General features: G+C 63.6%; 25 protein-coding genes. 19 read left to right on the top strand and 6 right to left on the bottom strand.

The annotated features are described in order from the left end of the window. Positions 1–128 precede the first annotated feature (128 nt). Genes OKW43_RS17515 through OKW43_RS17505 form a run of 3 tightly spaced genes read right to left on the bottom strand, consistent with a single transcriptional unit; the run spans position 129 to position 3,702 of the window. Complete coding sequence (locus OKW43_RS17515; protein ID WP_429448708.1) at positions 129–1,142, bottom strand: ABC transporter permease; 1,014 nt, start codon at positions 1,140–1,142, stop codon at positions 129–131. Further along, a complete protein-coding gene (locus OKW43_RS17510; protein WP_429448706.1) occupies positions 1,123–2,610 on the bottom strand; it encodes a sugar ABC transporter ATP-binding protein in 1,488 nt (495 codons plus the stop codon). The genes OKW43_RS17515 and OKW43_RS17510 overlap by 20 nt, the downstream gene beginning before the upstream one ends. A 3-nt stretch (positions 2,611–2,613) precedes the next feature. Further along, the gene (locus tag OKW43_RS17505) at positions 2,614–3,702 is read right to left on the bottom strand and encodes a LacI family DNA-binding transcriptional regulator (protein WP_429448704.1); all 1,089 of its coding nucleotides are present in this window, start codon (positions 3,700–3,702) and stop codon (positions 2,614–2,616) included. A gap of 286 nt (positions 3,703–3,988) precedes the next feature. On the opposite strand from OKW43_RS17505, the gene OKW43_RS17500 reads away from it, so the two are divergent. Further along, positions 3,989–4,642, top strand: a complete 654-nt coding sequence (locus OKW43_RS17500; RefSeq protein ID WP_429448702.1) for a protein-L-isoaspartate O-methyltransferase family protein — start codon at positions 3,989–3,991, stop codon at positions 4,640–4,642. 74 nt (positions 4,643–4,716) lie between these two features. Beyond that, positions 4,717–5,040 (top strand): rhodanese-like domain-containing protein, encoded by a 324-nt coding sequence (locus tag OKW43_RS17495; RefSeq protein ID WP_368590219.1) that lies wholly within the window; start codon positions 4,717–4,719, stop codon positions 5,038–5,040. A gap of 3 nt (positions 5,041–5,043) precedes the next feature. Here the strand turns inward: OKW43_RS17495 and OKW43_RS17490 are convergent, their stop codons facing one another. Further along, positions 5,044–5,184: a hypothetical protein gene (locus OKW43_RS17490; RefSeq protein ID WP_429448700.1), complete on the bottom strand. Its 141-nt coding sequence runs from the start codon at positions 5,182–5,184 to the stop codon at positions 5,044–5,046. Between the two features lie 189 nt (positions 5,185–5,373). Here OKW43_RS17490 and OKW43_RS17485 point away from each other — a divergent pair, with 189 nt between their 5' ends. The 3 genes from OKW43_RS17485 (at position 5,374) to OKW43_RS17475 (ending at position 7,009) form a co-directional block, all read left to right on the top strand. Beyond that, positions 5,374–6,219: a hypothetical protein gene (locus OKW43_RS17485; RefSeq protein ID WP_429448698.1), complete on the top strand. Its 846-nt coding sequence runs from the start codon at positions 5,374–5,376 to the stop codon at positions 6,217–6,219. 17 nt (positions 6,220–6,236) lie between these two features. Continuing rightward, a complete protein-coding gene (locus tag OKW43_RS17480) occupies positions 6,237–6,608 on the top strand; it encodes a hypothetical protein (protein WP_187636670.1) in 372 nt (123 codons plus the stop codon). A gap of 173 nt (positions 6,609–6,781) precedes the next feature. Then, entirely contained in the window at positions 6,782–7,009 is a 228-nt protein-coding gene (locus tag OKW43_RS17475) for a hypothetical protein (RefSeq protein WP_429448695.1), read from the top strand. 158 nt (positions 7,010–7,167) lie between these two features. On the opposite strand, the gene OKW43_RS17470 is transcribed toward OKW43_RS17475, so the two are convergent. Continuing rightward, complete coding sequence (locus tag OKW43_RS17470; RefSeq protein ID WP_429448693.1) at positions 7,168–7,974, bottom strand: IS5 family transposase; 807 nt, start codon at positions 7,972–7,974, stop codon at positions 7,168–7,170. Positions 7,975–8,045: 71 nt separating this feature from the next. On the opposite strand from OKW43_RS17470, the gene OKW43_RS17465 reads away from it, so the two are divergent. Genes OKW43_RS17465 through OKW43_RS17455 form a run of 3 tightly spaced genes read left to right on the top strand, consistent with a single transcriptional unit; the run spans position 8,046 to position 9,772 of the window. Continuing rightward, positions 8,046–8,516, top strand: coding sequence for a hypothetical protein (locus OKW43_RS17465; RefSeq protein WP_187639080.1), 471 nt, complete (start codon positions 8,046–8,048; stop codon positions 8,514–8,516). Positions 8,517–8,522: 6 nt separating this feature from the next. Then, the gene (locus OKW43_RS17460; protein WP_429448691.1) at positions 8,523–8,924 is read left to right on the top strand and encodes a hypothetical protein; all 402 of its coding nucleotides are present in this window, start codon (positions 8,523–8,525) and stop codon (positions 8,922–8,924) included. 32 nt (positions 8,925–8,956) lie between these two features. Next, positions 8,957–9,772: a BPSL0067 family protein gene (locus OKW43_RS17455; protein ID WP_429448689.1), complete on the top strand. Its 816-nt coding sequence runs from the start codon at positions 8,957–8,959 to the stop codon at positions 9,770–9,772. Positions 9,773–9,876: 104 nt separating this feature from the next. On the opposite strand, the gene OKW43_RS17450 is transcribed toward OKW43_RS17455, so the two are convergent. Further along, positions 9,877–11,208 carry an aspartate aminotransferase family protein gene (locus OKW43_RS17450; RefSeq protein ID WP_429448687.1) on the bottom strand — a complete coding sequence of 444 codons (1,332 nt, stop codon included), beginning with the start codon at positions 11,206–11,208 and terminating at the stop codon, positions 9,877–9,879. 409 nt (positions 11,209–11,617) lie between these two features. On the opposite strand from OKW43_RS17450, the gene urtA reads away from it, so the two are divergent. The 11 genes from urtA to OKW43_RS17395 all read left to right on the top strand — a co-directional run bounded on the left by urtA (position 11,618) and on the right by OKW43_RS17395 (position 21,313). Beyond that, complete coding sequence (gene urtA / locus OKW43_RS17445) at positions 11,618–12,916, top strand: urea ABC transporter substrate-binding protein (protein WP_187639084.1); 1,299 nt, start codon at positions 11,618–11,620, stop codon at positions 12,914–12,916. A gap of 132 nt (positions 12,917–13,048) precedes the next feature. After that, positions 13,049–14,692, top strand: a complete 1,644-nt coding sequence (urtB, locus tag OKW43_RS17440; protein ID WP_187639085.1) for an urea ABC transporter permease subunit UrtB — start codon at positions 13,049–13,051, stop codon at positions 14,690–14,692. A 1-nt stretch (position 14,693) separates the two neighbouring features. Further along, positions 14,694–15,899 carry an urea ABC transporter permease subunit UrtC gene (gene urtC / locus OKW43_RS17435; RefSeq protein ID WP_429448684.1) on the top strand — a complete coding sequence of 402 codons (1,206 nt, stop codon included), beginning with the start codon at positions 14,694–14,696 and terminating at the stop codon, positions 15,897–15,899. After that, entirely contained in the window at positions 15,899–16,762 is an 864-nt protein-coding gene (urtD, locus tag OKW43_RS17430; protein WP_187639087.1) for an urea ABC transporter ATP-binding protein UrtD, read from the top strand. Before urtC ends, urtD begins: the two co-directional genes overlap by 1 nt. Positions 16,763–16,812: 50 nt before the next feature. Next, complete coding sequence (gene urtE, locus OKW43_RS17425) at positions 16,813–17,505, top strand: urea ABC transporter ATP-binding subunit UrtE (protein ID WP_187639088.1); 693 nt, start codon at positions 16,813–16,815, stop codon at positions 17,503–17,505. Positions 17,506–17,580: 75 nt separating this feature from the next. Further along, the gene (locus tag OKW43_RS17420) at positions 17,581–17,940 is read left to right on the top strand and encodes a hypothetical protein (RefSeq protein ID WP_246530462.1); all 360 of its coding nucleotides are present in this window, start codon (positions 17,581–17,583) and stop codon (positions 17,938–17,940) included. A 371-nt stretch (positions 17,941–18,311) separates the two neighbouring features. Then, on the top strand, positions 18,312–18,509 hold the full coding sequence (locus OKW43_RS17415) for a hypothetical protein (RefSeq protein ID WP_187639089.1): 198 nt from the start codon (positions 18,312–18,314) through the stop codon (positions 18,507–18,509). A gap of 70 nt (positions 18,510–18,579) precedes the next feature. Continuing rightward, a complete protein-coding gene (locus OKW43_RS17410) occupies positions 18,580–19,449 on the top strand; it encodes an urease accessory protein UreD (RefSeq protein WP_429448680.1) in 870 nt (289 codons plus the stop codon). Positions 19,450–19,665: 216 nt separating this feature from the next. Then, positions 19,666–20,478: a transporter substrate-binding domain-containing protein gene (locus OKW43_RS17405; RefSeq protein ID WP_429448678.1), complete on the top strand. Its 813-nt coding sequence runs from the start codon at positions 19,666–19,668 to the stop codon at positions 20,476–20,478. A gap of 202 nt (positions 20,479–20,680) precedes the next feature. Further along, positions 20,681–20,983, top strand: coding sequence for an urease subunit gamma (gene ureA, locus OKW43_RS17400; protein ID WP_008923043.1), 303 nt, complete (start codon positions 20,681–20,683; stop codon positions 20,981–20,983). Positions 20,984–21,007: 24 nt separating this feature from the next. Beyond that, positions 21,008–21,313 (top strand): urease subunit beta, encoded by a 306-nt coding sequence (locus tag OKW43_RS17395; protein ID WP_187639092.1) that lies wholly within the window; start codon positions 21,008–21,010, stop codon positions 21,311–21,313. Positions 21,314–21,335 lie beyond the last annotated feature (22 nt).

Raw genomic sequence — 21,335 nt, 5'->3', positions numbered from 1 at the left:
AGGCGTTCGCTCGCCCCGATTTTTCGGACCTGCCGTTGGTTTACCGCGCCTGCTTTACTGTGCCTGCTTTGCTGCGATTTGTTCACCGCGCTTTTTTCACTGCGCTCGCGCCGCCTGGAAGCGCGCGGCTAGCGCCGCCCACGCTGCACGAACGCGACGAAAATAATCACCACGCCCTGCACCGCCGCGTTCAGATACACGCTGATGATGCTGGTCAGGTTCAGGATGTTCGCGATCACCGACAGCAGGATCGCGCCGATCACGGTGCCGATCACGCGTCCCTCGCCGCCCTTCAGCGCGGTGCCGCCGACCACCACCGACGCGATCGCTTCGAGCTCCCACAACAGGCCCGTGGTCGGCGTGGCGGAGCCGAGGCGCGGCACGTAGAGCACCGTGGCCACGCCCACGCAAATCCCGAGCAGCACATACGTGACGATTTTCACCGTATCGACGCGAATCGCCGCATACCGCGCGACCTGTTCGTTCGAGCCGATCGCCTGCACGTGCCGGCCGAACGCGGTGCGATTGAGGATCAGCGCGCCGCCCGCCGCGACCACGAGAAACACCCAGATCGGCACCGGCACGCCGAACAGGCTCGCGTAATAGACGGGACCGTAGAGATCGGATAGCGAATCATTGAGCGTCAGCGCGCCGCCATCGGCGAGCCATGTCAGCACCGCGCGAAAAATCCCGAGCGTGCCGAGCGTGACGATGAATGGCTCGATGCGGCCTTTAGTGATCAGCAGCCCATGCGCGCAGCCGAACAGCGCACCGAGCACGAGCGCCGCGACGATGCCGATCGTCACGATCACGAGCGGCGGCAACGCATGACCGGCCGCACCGGCTGCGAGCCCGTTCATCAGCCAGATCATGGTGCCCGCGATCAACGCGGCCATCGAGCCGACCGACAGATCGATGCCGCCCGAGATGATCACGAAGGTCATGCCGACCGCGATGATGCCGATGAACGACGTGCGCGTGAGCACGTTCATCAGGTTGCCGAGCGTCGCGAAGTCGCGATTGAGCAGCGTGCCGACGATGCACAGCACGATCAGCCCGGCAAGCGGCCCGAGCGTGTAGAGCCGCTGCGCGACGCGCAGCGCGCGGCGTGATTGCACGGCTTCAGTGGGTGCCGGTCGCATGAGCGATCAACTCCTCTTCGGTCAGATGCTCGAGCGTCAGCGTCGCTTGCAGGCGTCCCGCGCGCATTACGGCGACGCGATGGCATAAGCCGATCAGCTCGATCAGTTCGGATGAGATGACGATCACCGCGCGGCCCTGCGCGGCAAGCCGATGAATCAGGAAGTAGATGTCGCGTTTCGCGCCGACGTCGACGCCGCGCGTCGGCTCGTCGAGCACGATCACGTTCGGGTCGGGCTGCAGGAACTTCGCGAGCGCGAGCTTCTGCTGGTTGCCGCCCGACAGCATGCGCGCGCGGCTCGACAGTTCGCCGGTGCGAACGCCGAATTCGCGGACGGCCTTCTGCAAAGCCGCGCGTCCCGCTTTGATGTCGAGCAGCGGATGCGCGTAGCGTTCGAGCGTCATCAGCGTGACGTTGTCCTGCAGGCTCAGGTCGACGTGCAGGCCTTTGCCCTTGCGGTCCTCGCTCAGATACGTAAGACCGTGGCGCATCGCGTCGCGCGGACTCTTCAGATCGACTGGCCGGCCCGCGATTTCAATGCTGCCGCCGGTGCGTTTGCGCAAGCCGATGATCGCCTCGAACGCCTCGGTGCGCCCCGCGCCGACGAGCCCCGCGAAGCCGAGCACTTCGCCCGTGCGCACCTCGAAGCTCAGATCCTCGACCCAGTCGGGCACCGCGAGGCCACTCACGCGCAACGCGATCGGCGTGTCGGCGGGCACCGTCTGCTTGTCGGGGAACATGTCGGACACGTCGCGCCCGACCATCAGATTCGCCATCTGCTGACGCGCGAGCCCCGTGGTTTCGCCGCGCGCGACGAAGCGGCCGTCGCGCATCACGATCACTTCGTCCGTGATGCGCTCGACTTCATCGAGCTTGTGCGAGATGTAGACGATCGTCACGCCGTCGGCCTTGAGCTTCAGCATCAGCGCGAACAGCCGTTCGGTTTCGGCGGGCGTCAGCGTCGCGGTCGGCTCGTCCATGATCAACAGACGCGCGCGGCGCGACAGCGCCTTCGCGATCTCGACCATCTGCTTTTCCGCGACGATCAGTTCGCGCACCTTCGTGTCCGGCGCACGCTCGAGTCCGACCTGCGCGAGATAGCGGGCGGCGTCGCCGCGCATCGCGACATCGTCGACGAGCCAGCCGCGGCGCTTCTCGTGACCAAGGTACATGTTCTGCGCGATCGTCAGATGCTCGGCGAGGTTGAACTCCTGGTGGATCAGCACGATGCCCTGCGCCTCGGCGTCGCGCGAACCGGCGAAGCGCTGCGCGTGGCCTTCGACCAGCACGCTGCCCGATGTTGCGGTTTCATAACCGGCGAGGATTTTCATCAGCGTCGACTTGCCCGCGCCGTTCTCGCCGAGCAGACCGTAGATGCGGCCGGGCGCCAGCTCGAAGCTCACGCCGTGCAGCACGCGCACCGGGCCGAAGTCCTTGCGGATGTCGTCGAAGCGGATCGCGAGGCTCATGGCTCACGCACTCCCACGGATCACCAGACGATGCGGCAGCAGCACGCCCGGCACGTTGGCCTGCGGATTCGCGAGGCGTTGCAGCAGCAGACGCGCGGCGGTCTCGCCGAGCTCGCGCATCGGCTGCGCGATCGTCGTGAGCGGCGGATCGATCTGCGCGGCGAGCGAGATGTCGTCGAAGCCGGCCACGGCGACGTCGTCGGGCACGCGCTTGCCGACCCCGCGCAAGCCGTGGATCACGCCGATCGCGAGCGTGTCCGACACCGCGAAGATCGCGCTCGGCGCATCGGACTGCCGCATCAACCCAGCTGCGGCCGAAGCACCCGCTTCGTAATCGAGGCTGTTCAGATTCATGCGCCAGCGCGGATCGGGCGCGATGCCCGCGTCGCTCAATGCGTCGAGGTAACCCTGCTGACGCTGGCGCGCATACAGATAGTCGACGTCGGAATTGATGAGACCAATGCGCCGGTGGCCCCGCGCGAGCAGATGGCGCACGGCGTCGCCCGCCGCGCGGTAGTTGTCGATGCCGACGTACGGTACGCCCATCTGCGGATCGAACTCGCAGCAAGCGACCCACGGCAGCGCCTGCGATGCCTCGCCGAGCGCCTGCTGGATCGTCGCCGGATCGAGGCAGATCGCGCCGTCCGCGCGGCGGCGCCGCAGCATGTCGAAGTAGCTGCGCTCACGCCCCGGGTCCGCGCCGGTGTCGCATAGCAGCATGAAATAGCCGTGCTGACGCGCGACGCTATCGATGCCGCGCACGATCTCCGCGTAAAACGGATTGCCGAAGTCCGGCACCATCGTCAACAGCAGGCGGCTTTCGGCGGTGCGCAGATTGCGCGCGAGTTCGTTCACGCGGTAGCCGCTTGCGTCGATCGCGGCAAGCACCCTGTCGCGCGTGGCGGGCCGCACATTCTGATGGCCGTTCAGCACGCGCGACACCGTCGCGACCGACACGCCCGCCTGTTCGGCGACGCCGGCAATCGACGGCCCCTCGGCCGCGCGCGGCGGCGGCGCCTGCGACTGGGGTTGAGGTTGACTGCCCGCGCCGGACAACACGGCCGGCGACGATCGGGATGGCGTTCGGGACACACGGCCTCGCAACGGGAATGTAATCGATTACATTTTTTGGCGATGGCGAGGCGAATCGCAAGGACGGATCGCTAGGGATTAACACGGGGCCGCCCGGCCTCGCGCTTGCCCGCGAGCGTCCGGGGCGTGTGCGCCATTTGGTACAATCCCGCCGTTCCCCTGACGCGGCTTGCAAGCGAACGCCTTGCTCCGAAGCCGCGGTCGCGGCAATCCGCCGGGGCCGGGTCAGGACAAACGTCAGCGGCAGCCGCCGCCCGCTCGCCAAACCAAAACCGCCGAATCCACCATGAACATCGAGCAAGCGCGTTTCAACATGATCGAACAGCAGATCCGCCCCTGGGAAGTGCTCGACCAGGACGTGCTGAATCTGCTGTCGATCGTCAAACGTGAGAATTTCGTCCCCGCCGCTTACCGCAACCTCGCTTTCGCCGACTTCGAAGTGCCGTTGCCGGCCGGCCAGCACATGCTGGCGCCGCGCGTCGAGGCCCGCGTGCTGCAGGAACTGGCGGTGAAGAAGCACGAAAGCGTGCTCGAAATCGGCGCGGGCTCGGGTTACATGGCGGCGCTGCTCGCGCATCGCGCGCAACATGTGCTGACGGTCGACATCGAACCGGAACTGGCCGAACTCGCGAAAACCAACCTGATCGCCAACGGCGTGCTGAACGTCGAAGTCGCGACCGGTGACGCCGCGCGCGGCTGGAGCGGCGCGGCGCCGTACGACGTGATCTGCGTGTCGGGCGGTTTGCCGGTGCTGCCGCAGGAAATTCTCGAACAGTTGAAGGTCGGCGGCCGTCTCGCGGCGTTCGTCGGCAGCGCGCCGGTGATGAAGGCGCAAATCATCACGCGCATCGACGAGAAGCAATACCGCATCTCCGACGTGTTCGAAATCTACGTCGAGCCGCTCGCCAATGCAGTGCAGCCGCCGCGGTTCCGGTTCTAAGCTGCGCTTCGAGGTGTATTGTTGATCCGGACGGGCCTAGTGAGCCGCCGTCCTTTGAACTGGATGTCCTGCTGATGCAAAATCTGACCGCTCCCGCGCTCGCCGAATGGCTCGCCGATACCTCGCGCCCCGCACCCGTGCTGCTCGACGTGCGCGAGCCGTGGGAACTGCAAACGGCGTCGATGGCCGGCGTCGTGTCGATTCCGATGCGCGAGATTCCCGCGCGCAGTGAAGAGCTCGATGACGACGCGCAGATCGTCTGCATCTGCCATCACGGCGCGCGTAGTGCGCAGGTCGCGATGTTCCTCGAATCGCGCGGACACGCCAACGTGTTCAATCTGCAAGGCGGCATCGACGCGTGGTCGCGTCAGGTCGATCCGTCGGTTCCGACTTACTGAAATTCACCGCGAAGGCAGCGCGTTGAAGCGGCGCAAGGGCTGACGGTCCTTGCGCCGCTTTTCATTGGCGCTACGCCAGAAACGGTGACGAACACCCCGCAGGATCGACCGGTTGCGGGGTGTTCGCTTTTTCGGCGCGATCATTCAGCCCATCATTAAGCAGGGACTAACGGTTCTTCGCGTACGTCTCTGCTGCGCGACGACTGTTGCGCGCGCTGGCGAAAGCGGCGGAAATTTTGGGCTGTCGCCCATATACGGACAACCCTGTCGCACGGTGATCATCTGGTCGCTGCCGATCCGGGCAGCGACTTCAAATGGATCGTCGGCACACCTATGTCCTTGTCCGTATTCGAGATGCACTCCGTGGAGATGTTTTGCCATAGGCCTCCGGGTGCTTGTTATGTCATCTGCGACGAGTGGCACTACAAGGCGTGCCTGCGCAAGGCAGCCGACCTCGAGAAGGCCAAAGCAGAAACGCGGGAATTTCTCGGTATTGCCGGACTGAACCGTCGCAAGTGGGGGGAGGACCGGGGGCTGGTCGAGCGCATCATCAAGCATCGCTGGCTGTGGTTTCATAACGTGCGGGACCGGAACCCCGAGACAGATGGCTGGTGGGTTATCAGTGCGCTTCTCGACGAGGTGCGTAGGGGCACGCTGCTTGCGATTAAAGGGCGTCGTGCTGACCTGTTTCCGCAGTCACACGGCACGCCGCTGGGGAATCTCGCGGCGCGGGCAGTCTATCTCACGAACGGCGGACCCATGCCGGTCGGCCGGTACGATCCGGCCACACGGCAAACGGGGTTGTTCGCCGCGCAAGCAGCCATGTCTGGCGGCAGCAGTGACGGCGGTCTGTTCGGTGTGGCTGTCGCCTTGGTCGGGACGTCGGCGGGCGACGCCTCAACGCTACTTGGTAACGCGCAGCCGTTCGAGTACCGGTCGGGTATGCCTGACGGGGACTCATTCGACATTGGCAAAACGCCAAACTATGGCGAACCTGGTACGTGGCACACCAATCCAGGCAGCGGTCAAATGCGGCTATTCGGAGATGATGGAAAACCTGTTGTAGACCTAGATTTCGACCATTTTCATAATGGCATGAAACCGCACGCACATAACTGGAATGGCGGCGCGAGAGACGGTGGGGACTTGGTTGTACCCTTCAGTCCATGGAACCCCTGATGGATGGATGATCCAAAATGAAAATTATCGAAAAGTATGAATCGTTTCACGACTGGTACCTGCTCGGCATAGCAGCAGACATGGACAAACAGGTCGTCGAACTTCGCCTGATGTTCGACAACAAGAAGGACCGCGTACGGCTGTCGTTTAGCGGGGCCACCCGATGTTGGGTCAATGACTTTCTGATACAGAACATTATCTACTCGATCAAGGTACTGACCGATTTCAATTCGGACGGGCACCGGAAGGCGCTAGCCTCGCTGGACAACACCTACCCTTGGGAAAAAGGGAAGCCGTTGAGAAAAATTGCGGTTGTTGAGGCCACATTAGGCGCTGAATTGCTTATAGAGTTTGATTCCCTTCATGTAGAAACCGAACCATCGGTTTAGGATCCTTGGAAAACGGAAACCCGACCCCCACAAGTCGGCATTTTTGTGCCATTTCTCTCAGCTATCTGTTCGTGCCGCGACGTGCCAATCGTCGAAACATGAACAGGCCCGACATATCTGTTCTGCCCAACGGACCGCGGGTGACGGACGATCCAAGAAATGGAACGATAGCCATGCCACATCCACTGTATGACCTGCTCGACAAGCTTGACGATGCCAAAATTCACTATGCCTTAAGCCGCCAACGACCGGGTAGCGTGCTTCTTTCCATAACCGTCGTCGGCCAGCGCGTCGAAATTGATGTATTCGACGATGGGCATATGGAAGTGTCGCGTTTTATTGGGCACGAAGATATCGAAGGCGGCGCCGAATTGATCGACTCAATCATTGCTCCTGGCTAAGCTCGCGCGTCCGTCGCAAGCCTACAAAAGCGTCTCTGATTGACGTTTCATGGTGTCCAGAACCGGAACCCCGACACCGATGGCCGGTGGATCATCAGTGCGTCAGTTGGGTGAGTGAGACCAGACAGTTTGAGAGGAATTTTGACGATTAGAGGGTGTTAGGCACTTTTGTTAAGGGCTGCAAAGTGGACAAGCATAAGCACGGAGAATACGACGAAGTGCAAACCAGCTAGGGTCTCGGGCAATCGTTCGTAGTCTCTGGCCAGTCGGCGGAAGCGATTGAGCCAGCCGAAGCTGCGCTCGACCACCCAGCGGCGCGGCAACAGCACAAAGCCCTTTTTCGCCTCCGACAGCTTGATCACCTGAAGCTCGATTCCTTCGTCGAGGGCTGCCTGCGCAGGCTCTTCGCCGGTATATCCCTGATCGGCGAACGCCACCTTGACCGTCTGGCCTGTGGCCTGCTGAACCTGACGCGCCAGTTCTCCGACCTGCGCGCGTTCCTGTTCGTTGGGCGGCGTGACATGCACAGCAAGCAACTGCCCCAGAGTGTCAACCGCCATGTGGACCTTGCTGCCGCGTTTGCGTTTGTAGCCGTCGTATCCGGCGCGAGGCCCACTCTCGCAGGTCGACTGCAGGGTCCGCCCATCGAGAATGACTGCGCTGGGTTGACCACGGCGCTGCTGCGCGACCCGGATGATCGAACGCAGGTCATTTACCATGGCCTCGAAACAGCCGGCCTGAATCCAGCGTTGCGTTTGCTGGTACACCAGTTCCCACGGTGGAAAATCATTGGGCAACAAGCGCCAAGGTGCACCCGCGCGTACGATCCAGCGCAACGCGTTGAACATCTCGCGCAGTTCGTAGCGCCGCTGCGGTGCGTCCTTGTTCATCAAGGTCAGGTACGGAGCGGCGAAATACCACTCTTCATCCGATACATCCGTTGGATAGGGTCTGCGTTTCTTCATCCTGCCAGGATACCAGGTCCGACAGAAAGTGCCTAACACCCTCTAACGATCAGAGAGAAATCGAGCGCCGCTTGTCAGCACTTCGCGGCTTGGAATGGAGCAGCGTCAGTCGTGCAGCGGATATGCTTACCTTGGGTTTTGGCCCGAAGCACGAAGAGAAAAACTTTTATGGTTTGCCCAGGCAGGTCAGCGCATGGGCTCTTCATATTCAGTGCGCCTGGACGCTGAGCGAGGCGGGCAAAGTCATCGCAACCGAAGAGTCTCTCAGGGGTCCCGACGAGGAGGCTAACGCATTTGCGCTGCGTCTGCGGCAATGGTTAGCGCGAAATGCACCCATCATCGTCGAGAGCATATCGGCCAACTCTGACTGCTGCCTGGTCGTGTCTTTGTCGCAAGCGTTGCGTTTGATTGTCGCGCCGGACGTAACATCGGATCACGAGAACTGGCGGTTCTTCGGGTCGAAGCGCGACGCGAAACATTTGGTGATTGAAGGCGGGACAGTCGCTCCCGAATCATTCGACTGTGCCGGCATGACGCGATGAAATGAAATGGAAGAATCAAATTACGCAAACGTGCGGGATATCCAGAATTTCCCAAGCTTCCACGATGCAGAGCTCTTTCGGATTGAGCATCGTCGCGACGAGCGCGAGTTCGAGCTTGGCTCTAATCGCGTCAACGGTGAAATTGAGATTCTGCTTTTGAAGCGGGTGATTTCCCTGCGGATGCTGGACTTCGCAGAGCAAAACGTTGTCTCACGCGTATTGCTGTCGCCGAAGCATTCATTTTCTGTCAGCGACGTGAGGACAATCATCGGATGGATCCGTAGCTGGACCGACTCCAAACCCGCGCTTGTATCTCAGGAGCAGGCAGAAAAGATCACTCAAGACATACTGCCGCCCCCACATCTTTTCAGACTATGCCCAAATGGACGATGGGCGTTTCGCGGGTAGCTTTGAACATTCATAGTTTTTGGTCAATCGATATGAGTCACGTATTAGCTAACGCGGCGAGCTACAGCGGGAAACGCTTTCCCAATGCGAAAGGTCATACGGAGTGCGTTGAGTTCATTCGGCAAACCGTGAACGCACCCAATACAGCGGTGTGGCGCGAGGGTACGAAAATCGTGAGGATAGCCTCCGGTCAAACAGACCCGATCCCGTCGGGAACCGCCATTGCCACGTTTGTGGGCGGCAGGTATCCGCACCATGGAAGTACCGGCAAGCACGCGGCTATCTATCTCGGACAGGACGCCACTGGTATTCAGGTCATGGATCAGTGGAACAGCCAGAATCAGGTACGCCGGCGAACAATTTATTGGCATCCCCATTCCGGGGGCTTGGGGCAACAATGCGAATGCTTTCTCGGTGATCGAATGGTGAAATCAAATCTCCCGGTAGTGGCGGTGATCGCGTCACTCGGCCTCTTTCTCACGAATCAGGCTTGCGCAACAGAATTGGCGTGCTTGACATCAATTTCAGTCAATGAGTCATTGAGTCAACCAATATCCCAAGAATGGACGCCCCGGATGGATACGTCACCTCGCTTTTTGCAGGGAGTAACATTCTTCGATGACGATCCGAAAAAGAACGCAAGCATCGCCCCGACTAGCGACACCGCATTGTCGGGCCACGAGCGAATAGCCCGGTGGCGCTTTCGATCAAGCGGTGTCCCGATCTGGCTCGGGTGTCGATATGAAGGCACTGGCATCGTGCTTACAAGGCAACTGCCAGCTTCCTATAAAGAATGCCGGCTTGTTTATGGCCCCGGTGAGGTCGTCAAGAAGATTAGCTGCGACTAGTCAGCCGCTTGAAGTCGAACCTGAACCATCGGTTTAAGACACTCGCATACGGAAAGCCGACCCTCACAAGTCGGCTTTTTTTGTGCCCACGCCCCCACCTCCCGCTACGTCGTCTCCCTCAACACCTCCGCCACCGTCCCAAAGATCTCGTCGATCTGCGCGTCATCGACGATCAACGGCGGCGAGAACGCGAGAATATCGCCGGTATAGCGCGTGAGCACGCCCTTCTCGAAACAACGCACGAACACATCGTAGGCCCGCGCGCCCGGCGCGCCGTCGCGCGACGCCAGCTCCACACCGCCGACGAGCCCCAGATTGCGCACATCGATCACATGCGGCTCGCCGCGCAGCTTGTGAATCGCGCGTTCAAAGACAGGCGCCATCCGCGCGGCCCGTTCGAATAGCTGCTCGCGTTCGTACAGATCGATGGTCGCGCACGCGGCGGCCGCCGCAATCGGATGCCCCGAATACGTATAGCCGTGGAATAGTTCGATGCCGCCCGGCGCGCCGCCCACGATCGTGTCGTGAATCTTCGCGCTCGCCGCGACCGCGCCCATCGGCGCCGCGGCGTTGTTGGTGCCCTTGGCCATCGTCAGCAGATCGGGCGTCACGCCGAAGTACTGCGCGGCGAACGGTGCGCCGAGGCGTCCCCAGCCGGTAATCACTTCGTCGAAGATCAGCAGGATGCCGTGCTTGTCGCAAATCTCCCGCAAACGCTGCAGGTAGCCTTGCGGCGCAATCAATACGCCGGTCGAGCCCGCCACCGGCTCGACGATCACCGCGGCGATCGTCGACGCATCGTGCAGCGTGACGAGCCGCTCGAGTTCGTCGGCCAGATGCGCGCCCCACGCCGGCTGCCCCTTCGAAAACGCCGCCTCCTTCAGATTCAGCGTGTGCGGCAGATGATCGACCGCGGGCAGCAGCCCGCCTGAAAACGCCTTGCGATTCGGCGCGATACCGCCGACCGAGATCCCGCCGAAGCCGACACCGTGATAACCGCGCTCGCGTCCGATCATCCGTGTGCGCTGCCCTTCGCCTTTTGCGCGGTGATAGGCCAGCGCGATCTTCAACGCGGTATCGACCGCTTCGGAACCCGAGTTCGCAAAGAAGATGTGCTTCAGATCGCCAGGCGTATGACGCGCGATTTTCGTCGCCGCCTCGAAGGCCTTCGGATGCCCCATCTGGAAGGTCGGCGCGAAATCCATTTCCGCGGCCTGCGCCTGCACCGCCGCGACGATCTCGTCGCGGCAATGGCCCGCGTTCACGCACCACAAGCCCGCCGTGCCGTCGAGTACGCGGCGGCCATCGTGCGTCGTGTAGTACATCCCCTTCGCGCTCGCGAGCAGCCGCGGCGCGCTCTTGAACTGGCGGTTCGCGGTGAAGGGCATCCAGAAAGCGGACATATCGGGTGGGCTGACGGCAGCGCCTTCGCTCATGTCGGGTCTCCTTGTTATGCGTCGGTGGTCTTTCAGTGTAGGCAGAGCGCGCGTCATGCACAAAGACGCGGCGCATTGATGCCGCCCATGCACCGCCGATGCGCCGCCAACGGTCCGTGTGAGCCAGCGGCGCTCCGCTGGCGGCGAAGTACGCTTCGTCGCGGCGCGATGCGCACCCGAACGAAGCGCGACGCGCGCGACTGCACCAGTTTTGCGCCCTGTCAGCAATTAGCCGGTTCGCCGCGGCGCGCCGACCGCCGCACCGCAGCGAGCATCGCACGTGCATCGCGTCGAATGTGTCACATGGCACGTGCCTTGCAGTAGACGAACGGCAAGTCGTGCGAGCTCGGCCCAGCTGGCTGAAATCGACGCTCATAAACAGTAACCATCACTGGCAAGGGGAAAGCACATGAAACGTCGCAGTCTGTTGAAGTTCGGCTCCATGTCCGGCGCGCTCGCGCTCGCGGGCCGCGTGCCGTTCGCGCACGCGCAGTCCGATAGCGGCCCGATCAAGGTGGGGATCCTGCATTCGCTGTCCGGCACGATGGCGATCTCCGAGACGTCGCTGAAAGACACCGCGTTGATGACGATCGCCGACATCAACAAGAACGGCGGCGTGATGGGCCGTCAGATCCAGCCGGTCGTCGTCGACCCGGCGTCGAACTGGCCGCTTTTCGCCGAGAAGGCGCGCCAGCTTCTGACCCAGGACAAGTGCGCGGTCGTATTCGGCTGCTGGACGTCGGTGTCGCGCAAGTCGGTGCTGCCGGTGTTCGAGGAGCTGAACGGCCTGCTGTTCTATCCGGTGCAGTACGAAGGCGAGGAGATGTCGCGCAACGTGTTCTATACGGGCGCCGCGCCGAACCAGCAGGCGATTCCCGCGACCGAATATCTGATGAGCGCCGAAGGCGGCGGCGCGAAGCGCTTCTTCCTGCTCGGCACCGACTATGTGTATCCGCGCACGACCAACAAGATCCTGCGCGCGTTCCTTAAATCGAAGGGCGTGCAGGAAGCCGATATTCAGGAGGTCTATACGCCATTCGGCCACAGCGACTATCAGACCATCGTCGCGAACATCAAGACCTTCTCGCAGGGCGGCAAGACCGCGGTGATCTCGACCGTGAACGGCGATTCGAACGTGCCGTTCTACAAAGAGCTCGGCAACCAGGGGCTGAAGGCGTCGGATGTGCCGGTCGTCGCGTTCTCGGTCGGTGAGGAGGAGCTGCGCGGGATCGACACGAAGCCGCTCGTCGGCAATCTCGCGGCCTGGAACTACTTCATGTCGCTGCGCAACCCGGCCAACGAGAAGTTCAAGAAGCAATGGGCCACGTGGGTCAAGGACAACAACCTGCCGGGCGGCACGAAGCGCGTGACCAACGATCCAATGGAAGCGACCTTCGTCGGCATTCATATGTGGAAGCAGGCGGTCGAGAAAGCGAAAAGCACCAACGTCGACAAGGTGCGCGTCGCGATGATCGGACAGACCTTCGCGGCGCCGTCGGGTTTCACGCTGGAGATGGACGGCAACCACCATCTGCACAAGCCGGTGATGATCGGCGAGGTGCGCGCGGATGGCCAGTTCAACGTCGTGTGGCGCACCAAGGGACCGGTTCGCGCGCAACCGTGGAGCCCGTTCATCGCCGGCAATGCGGGCAAGCCGGATGTCGTCAGCTCGATTCCGGCGTTCCTGCGGCGCTCGCGCGTCGCATGACGTGTCGGAGTGAGCCTTGCTGCGGCGCGCGGCGGCGCGCGCCGACGTCACGCTGAAGCTGCGGCGACGCCTCACGCGGCGCCTTGGCGCGCTTGGCTGGCTCATCGATTCAACCCAGTGCAAAAGGCCATCATGGCGTTTTCATTTTCGACTTCCGTCCGGCGGCGCGGCGCGGCGCTGCTGGTGCCGCTCGCGGTCCTCGCGGTCCTGCTCGCCGCCGCGCCCGGCGCCGCGTTCGCGCTGACCCAGGCCGACGTCGCGCCGCTCGCCGGCGACGACTTCGACGCGAAGTCCGCCGCGATCGACAAGCTGATCGCCGCGCACGATAGCGCGTCGCTCGCGGTGCTCAAGGCACTCGCCGACGACAGCGCGCTCGCCACCGACTCGGGCGAAGTGCTGCTGCAAGACGGCGACGCCACTCGCGATGCCGTCACTGGCCAGCCCGTCGCCGCGAGCGACGCACAGCCGCTCACGCTGAACAACCTGTTGCGCTCGAAAGTAGCGGGCGCGATGTCGGGCCTGCAACTCGCCTCACCCGACCAGGCGACACGCGCAGCCGCCGTTGACGCGCTGCTGCAGAATCCCGATCCGTCGCTCAAACCGCTCGTCGACGCGGCGCGCGCGAAAGAAACCGATCCCGCGCTGAAGAAACGTCTCGACACGCTGTGGGCGATGAGCGCCTTGCACGACCCGGATCGGGCGAAGCGTCTCCAGGCGGTGCAACTGGTCGCCGCGCGCCACGACCTCGACATGAACGAGCTGCTGCGCCCGCTCGTCGCGAAGAAAGCGGACGGCACGTTTGCCGAAACCGACGAACGCGTGCGCGTGGCCGCGCAAAGCGGCATTGATGAGCTCGATGCGATCCAGCGCCGCAGCCAGATCGCGGGCACGCTGTTCGCGGGGTTGTCGCTCGGCAGCGTGCTGCTGCTCGCCGCGCTCGGCCTCGCGATCACGTACGGGCTGATCGGCGTGATCAACATGGCGCACGGCGAGTTTCTGATGATCGGCGCGTACGCGACCTACGTCGTGCAGAACCTCGTTCAGCGCTTCGCGCCCAATGCATTCGACTGGTATCCGCTGCTCGCGATTCCTGCCGCGTTCGTCGCGGCCGCGCTGGTCGGCATCGTGCTGGAACGGCTGGTGTTGAAGCACCTGTATGGTCGCCCGCTCGAAACGCTGCTGACCACCTTCGGCGTGAGCCTGATCCTGATTCAGGCGACCCGCATGCTGTTCGGCGCGCAGAACGTACAGGTCGTCAATCCGTCGTGGATGAGCGGCGGCGTGACCGTGCTGCCGAACCTGATCCTGCCGTACAACCGGCTCGCGATTCTCGCGTTCTCGCTGATCGTCGTCGCGATCGCGTGGGCGGTGCTCACGCGCACGCGACTCGGTCTGTTCGTGCGCGCGGTCACGCAGAACCGCCGCATGGCCGCGTGCGTCGGCGTGAAAACCGCGCGCGTCGATTCGTATGCATTCGCGTTCGGCGCGGGCATCGCGGGGCTGGGCGGCTGCGCGCTATCGCAGATCGGCAATGTCGGGCCCGACCTCGGCCAGAGCTACATCATCGATTCGTTCATGGCGGTCGTGCTCGGCGGCGTCGGCCAGCTTGCGGGCACGGTGCTCGGCGGCTTTGGCCTCGGCCTCGTCAGCAAGGCGATCGAGCCGTTCTGGGGCGCGGTGCTGGCGAAGATCGCGGTGCTCGTGCTGATCGTGCTGTTCATCCAGAAGCGTCCGCAGGGCATGTTCGCCTTGAAGGGCCGTAGCGCGGAGGCGTGAGATGACACCGGCTACTTCATCGGCAAAACCGCCTTCCGCTGCGTCGTCGCGCGTCGGTGTTGCTGGCGCGGATGCCGGCGACGCGCGCGAGTCCAACAGCGGCTTCGCGCTCGGCCTGCCAATACGGCCCGCGCTGCTGTCGCGTCGCGCGTGGCTCGCGCTGATCGCGTTGATCATCGTGTTCGGCCTCGGCGTGCCGTTCGCCGCGCTCGTGGTTCCGGAGACGAGCGCATTGCATCTGTCCGCGTACGCGATGACGCTGACCGGCAAATTCATGTGCTACGCGATCGCGGCGCTCGCACTCGATCTCGTGTGGGGCTACTGCGGCATCCTGAGTCTGGGTCACGCTTTGTTCTTCGCGCTCGGCGGCTACGCGATCGGCATGTACCTGATGCGCGCGATCGGCCACGACGGCAAGTACGGCAGCGATCTGCCCGACTTCATGGTGTTTCTCGACTGGCATCAGTTGCCGTGGTACTGGCACGGCACGCAGCATCTCGGTTACGCGCTGCTGCTCGTCGTGCTGGTGCCCGCCGTGGTCGCATGGGTGTTCGGCTTCTTCACGTTCCGCTCGCGCGTGAAGGGCGTCTATCTGTCGATCATCACGCAGGCGATGACCTTCGCCGCGATGCTGCTGTTCTATCGCAACGAAACCGGCTTTGGCGGCAATAACGGCTTCACCGACTTCAAGCGCATCGGCGGTTTTCCGATCACGCATCAGGGCACGCGCGCCGCCTTGCTGTTGATCACGTTCGCGGTGCTGATCGCCGCGTTCGTCGGCGCGCGCGCGATCGTCACGTCGAAGCTCGGCCGCGTCGTGACCGCCGTGCGCGACGGCGAAACGCGGCTGATGTTCGTCGGCTACAGCCCGCTCGCGTACAAGCTGTTCGTGTGGACGGTGTCGGCGGTGCTGTGCGGCATCGCGGGCGCGTTGTACGTGCCGCAGGTCGGCATCATCAATCCGGGCGAGATGTCGCCGGGCAACTCGATCGAAATGGCGATCTGGGTTGCGGTCGGCGGACGCGGCACGCTGATCGGACCCATCATCGGCGCGTTCGCGGTGAACGGCGCGAAGAGCTTTTTCACGGCGAACTTTCCGGAATACTGGCTGTTCTTTCTCGGCCTGATCTTCGTGCTGGTGCCGCTGCTGTTGCCGAACGGCATCATGGGTCTCGTCGATCTGCTGACGCGTAAAAGGAACCGCTGATGAACCTGAACCCGATGGTTCCCGATCTGGATTTGCCCGAAGCACCGGCGCAACGCTCGTTGAGCGGCGTCGCGAACATGGGGCACGCGGTCGTGCCCGGCGAGATCGACGTGTCGCACGGCACGATCCTGTATCTCGAAGACGTGACGGTCAGCTTCGACGGCTTTCGCGCATTGAACGCGCTGACGCTCGCAATCGACGCGGGCGAATTGCGCTGCATCATCGGCCCGAACGGCGCGGGCAAGACGACGATGATGGACGTGATCACGGGCAAGACCGCGCCCGATCACGGCAAGGTGTTTCTCGGCCAGTCGATCGATCTGACGCGAATGAACGAACCGGCGATCGCTCGCGCCGGTATCGGCCGAAAGTTCCAGAAGCCGACCGTGTTCGAGCAGCATCCGGTGTGGGAAAACCTCGAACTCGCGATGAAGGCCGACAAGGGCTGGTGGGCGTCGCTGCGCGCGCGGCTCGATCGCGACGCGCAGGCGCGCATCGAGGAAACGCTTGCGTTGATCGGGCTGGAAAGCGAGGCGCGACGGCTCGCCGGCGAGCTGTCGCACGGCCAGAAGCAGCGCCTCGAAATCGGCATGCTGCTGATGCAGCAACCGGCGCTGCTGCTGCTCGACGAACCCGCGGCCGGCATGACCGACGACGAAACGATGCAGCTCGCCGAGTTGCTCAATCACCTGCGCGGCACCTGCTCGATGATGGTCGTCGAGCACGACATGGAGTTCGTCGCGGCGCTCGCGGGCGACACGGGCAAGGTGACGGTGATGGCCGAAGGACGCGTGCTGGCGCACGGCACGCTCGACGAAGTGAAACGCGATGAGACCGTCATCGAGTCTTATCTTGGCCGCTGACGGCGGCTAGCGGCGCAACCGCATCGTCAACTCGACAGGATGACCAGGCAATGCTCGAAGTGGACCGACTGAACCAGTACTACGGCGGCAGCCATATTCTGCGCGACGTGAAGCTGACCGTGCCCGATGGCAAGCTGACGGTGCTGCTCGGGCGCAACGGCGTCGGCAAGACCACGCTGCTGCGCTGTCTGATGGGCGTCGTGCCCGCGAAAAGCGGCGCGATGGCGTGGCGCGGCGCACCGCTGATGAAACTGCCGACCCATGCGCGCGTCGCCCAGGGGCTCGCCTACGTGCCGCAGGGCCGCGATATTTTCCCGCGCCTGAGCGTCGAGGAAAATCTGCTGGTGGGCGCCGCCAGCAGAAAGGCGCCGAAGCAAGTCCACGAGCGCATCTACGCGCTGTTCCCGGTGCTGAAGGACATGCGCAACCGGCGCGGCGGCGATCTGTCCGGCGGTCAGCAGCAACAGCTCGCGATTGGCCGCGCGCTGATGAGCGAGCCACAACTGCTGATCCTCGATGAGCCGACCGAGGGCATCCAGCCGTCGATCATTCAGGACATCGGCCGCACGCTGCGGCAGCTCGTCGAGGACATGGGCATGACGGTGCTGCTCGTCGAGCAGTACTACGACTTCGCAAAAGCGATCGCCGATCACTATTGGGTGATGAGTCGCGGCGAAATCATCGCGGGCGGCGACGGGGCGAACATGGACGCGGATGGGGTAAGGGGGTTGATTGCCGTGTAAGCAAGCTCAAGTTATCCGCCGCGCAACCGTTACACAGGCTAGGCAGCGCCGCAACGGTTCGATCAGGTGGACACCATGGACGACAAAAAGCAGGTCAGACGCGAGTTCTACAGAAACCCCGCCTCCTATTGCAGGGTGATGAATGTCGTGTCGGCGGTCACTTTTGGGCTATTCGAGGTGGATAGCGGCGGTACGGTCGGCATGCTGTCGGTGCGCTGGGAGAAGCTCGGCAACGAACTCGCGCCACAACTGCACGCGTACTACGACAGCTGGCACGTGCTCGCGTCGTTCCCCGACGTTCTCGCGAGAATGGCCGACACAACCGGTCCGTCGTGTTCGCCGGAAGCATTCTGTCAGCTTTTGCTCGAATGCGGATTCATCAATCGCGCGGAACGGGGTGTGGACGATCACGCCGAGCCGACACCCGCACGTTAGGGTCTGTTTACATATGGAACGCACGTGCGAATGCCCGCTATCGGTCGTCCCCCAAGGGGACTTCCTTCGGGGCGCTGGGCAAGGAGTAAGGAGCGCTGCGTGGCCGCGCCACGTGAGCGACGCGCGACGCCGCCATGCGGCCGATAGCGGGCATTCCCCTGAAAGAAATCCAGGCAATGGGGTTGCCGCGAGAAGGGCCGCTCGCTGCGTCATGCTCCTTGCGAATACGTCGAGTATTCGCGGCGTCGCAGTCCTTGCGAGCGGCCCTTCTCGCGGCAACGCACGTGCGTTCCATATGTAAACAGACCCTAAGCGCGGCCACGATACGGCGCGGCTTAGCAACACAACATCGATCGAGAAAGGAGAAAAGCATGTCCGTGACGGTTCACGTCGAGTATCAGTACTGCCAACATGGCAAGAAAGCAGTCCAGACAGGCAGCGACTCGTTGACCGTCCAGGAGAACACCCCCCGCGCGATTCTTGCGTTGCTGCGACTGCTGCATCCGCATTGGGAGGGCATCAAGGTGCTGTCAGTGACCGAGGCTTCGCCTGAAGACACCGCGTCGTAGTCCTACCGTGGGTTCCGCGCCTGGACACGCGTGCTATCCTCGCCGCACGCCGATTCCACCATCTATCCGCATGTCGCTTCACGAAAACCACGCCACGCTCGCCGCCGCGCCCGCGCCGTGGCGCGCGCGTCTCGAACTCGGCTTCGTCGGCGACGGCGCTCGCACGACCCTCGCGCACCGGCTCCACGATGGGCCGCTGCGCGTGCAACGGCCGCTCTATCCGGAAGGCCCGGCGATCTGTCACGCGGTGATCGTGCATCCGCCCGGCGGCGTCGCGGGTGGCGATCAGCTCGACATCGACATCACGCTTGCCGCGCAGACCCATGCGGTGCTGACGACGCCGGGCGCAACCAAGTGGTACAAGTCGAACGGCCGGGCGGCGCGGCAGCGCGTCGCGCTGCAGGTCGGCGAACACGCGAAGCTCGACTGGCTGCCGCAGAATAACCTCGTGTTCGATCACGCGAACGCGCAACTCGATTTTTCGCTGACGCTCGCCGACGGCGCGAGCGCGATCGGCTGGGACGCGACGCAGCTCGGACGGCAGGCGGCCGGCGAACGCTGGTCGGCGGGTAGCTTGCGCACGCTGTCGCGCATCGTCGGCGTGAACGGCGAGCTGCTGTGGTTCGAACGCGCGAGCCTCACCGCCGACGATCCGCTGCGCGACGCACCGCAGGGCCTCGCCGGCTTTCCGGCCTACGGCACGCTGTGGGCCGTAGGCGCCGCGTGCGACGACGCGCTCGCCGAATCGCTGAGCGCGCAACTGCCGTTCGACGACACGTTGCGAGCGGCCGCCTCGTGCGTGACGAACGGCGTGCTGCTCGTGCGCGCAGTGTCGCGCTCGATGGAAACGCTGCAGCACGCGCTCACGCACTGCTGGCTGCAATTGCGGCCGGTCGTGCATGGCGTTGCGGCGGTGCCGTTGCGAATCTGGTCGACCTGAGCGCGCGGTTCCCCGTTTTTTCTTGATCGCATCCTTCGCGCACCAAGCTGGCGCAACCGTACGCCCCAACACTGTGCACGGGCCGCCGAAGCGCGCCGCCCGCCTCAGCGCAGCGCGATGGCACATAGCTTGCATGGCATTCGCCACTTCGCGGCCGGCCGTCATGAAGCCAGCGACGACCCGACACCAACGACACCCCACCACCGCTCACGCCCCATGATCCGTACTCTCCCCCGCCCCGCGCGCCGCGCCCTGCTGACCGCCTTGCTCGCCCTGCCCATCGCCGCCAGCCTCGCGTTTCATGCGGCCGACGCGCGCGCCGACACGCTCGACAACATCGCGAAGGCCGGCGTGCTGAAGGTCGCCGTGCCCGAGGACTATCCCCCGTTCGGCTCGGTCGGCCCCGACATGAAACCGCAGGGCTACGACATCGACACGGCCGCGCTGCTCGCCCGAACGATGAACGTGAAGCTCGAACTCGTCCCGGTCAACAGCGCGAACCGCATTCCGTATCTGCAAACAGGCAAGGTCGACCTCGTGATCTCGTCGCTCGGCAAAACGCCCGAGCGCGAGAAGGTGATCGACTTCTCGAGCGCGTACGCGCCGTACTACCAGGGCGTGTTCGGTCCCACCGATATCAAGGTCAGCGGTCCCGCCGACCTGACCGGCAAGACCGTCGGCGCGACGCGCGGTGCGCTCGAAGAAATCGGTCTCACACAAATGGCGCCGAACGCGACGATCAAACGCTTCGAGGACAACAACGCGACGATCGCCGCGTTCCTGTCCGGCCAGGTGCAGCTGATCGCGGCCGGCAACATCGTCGCGGCCGCGATCCTCGCGAAGAATCCGCCGCGCCGTCCGGAGCCGAAGTTCGTGATCAAGAACTCGCCGTGCTTCGTCGGCATGAACAAGAACGAGCCGCGCCTGCAACAGAAGGTCGATGCCGCGATCGCGCAGGCGAAAAACGACGGCACGCTCGCCGCGATGTCGAAGAAGTGGTTCGGCGCACCGCTGCCCGCCGATCTGTAATGTTGCGAGCGCGGTTGCAAACGCGGTTGCAAACGCGGTTGCAAACGCGGTTGCAAGCGTCGTTGTAAGCGCGCCGTTAGCCGGGCTTGATAACGTGACCGGCTGATGGCGCGACGCGGGGACCCCGTCACCCCGTCACCGCGTCGCCACACGCCCACTGCGCCACGCCGCCACGACACATCAACGCCGAGACCCACACCCGATGAAGCTGACACCTCGCGAGAAGGACAAGCTGCTGATCTTCACCGCCGCGCTGCTTGCCGAACGGCGCCGCGCGCGCGGCCTCAAGCTGAACTATCCGGAGGCGGTCGCCTTCATCACCGCTGCGCTAATGGAAGCCGCGCGCGACGGCAAGAGCGTCGCCGAGGTCATGCACTACGGCACCACGCTGCTCACGCGCGCCGACGTGATGGAGGGCGTGCCCGAGATGATCCCCGACATCCAGGTCGAAGCGACGTTCCCCGACGGCACCAAGCTCGTGACCGTCCATCATCCGATACCCTGAACTCATCACCGTCAAGGCAGGCCCATGATTCCCGGCGAACTCCTCATCGACGACGGCGAGCACGAACTGAACGCTGGCCGCGCGACGCTCACGGTGGTCGTGTCGAATACCGGCGACCGTCCGGTGCAGATCGGCTCGCACTATCACTTCTACGAAGTGAACGACGCGCTGTCGTTCGATCGCGAAGCGGCGCGCGGCTTTCGCCTGAACATCGCGGCGGGAACCGCGGTGCGCTTCGAGCCCGGCCAGCAGCGCACGGTCGAACTCGTCGCGCTGGCGGGCGAGCGCATCGTCTACGGCTTCAACGGCAAGGTGATGGGCAAGCTCTAATGCGACGCCCGCGCCCTGGCGT

This window comes from Paraburkholderia sp. WC7.3g (assembly GCF_050436345.1).
GTDB lineage: Bacteria > Pseudomonadota > Gammaproteobacteria > Burkholderiales > Burkholderiaceae > Paraburkholderia > Paraburkholderia podalyriae.
This window is presented reverse-complemented; position numbering and strand designations above follow the sequence as displayed.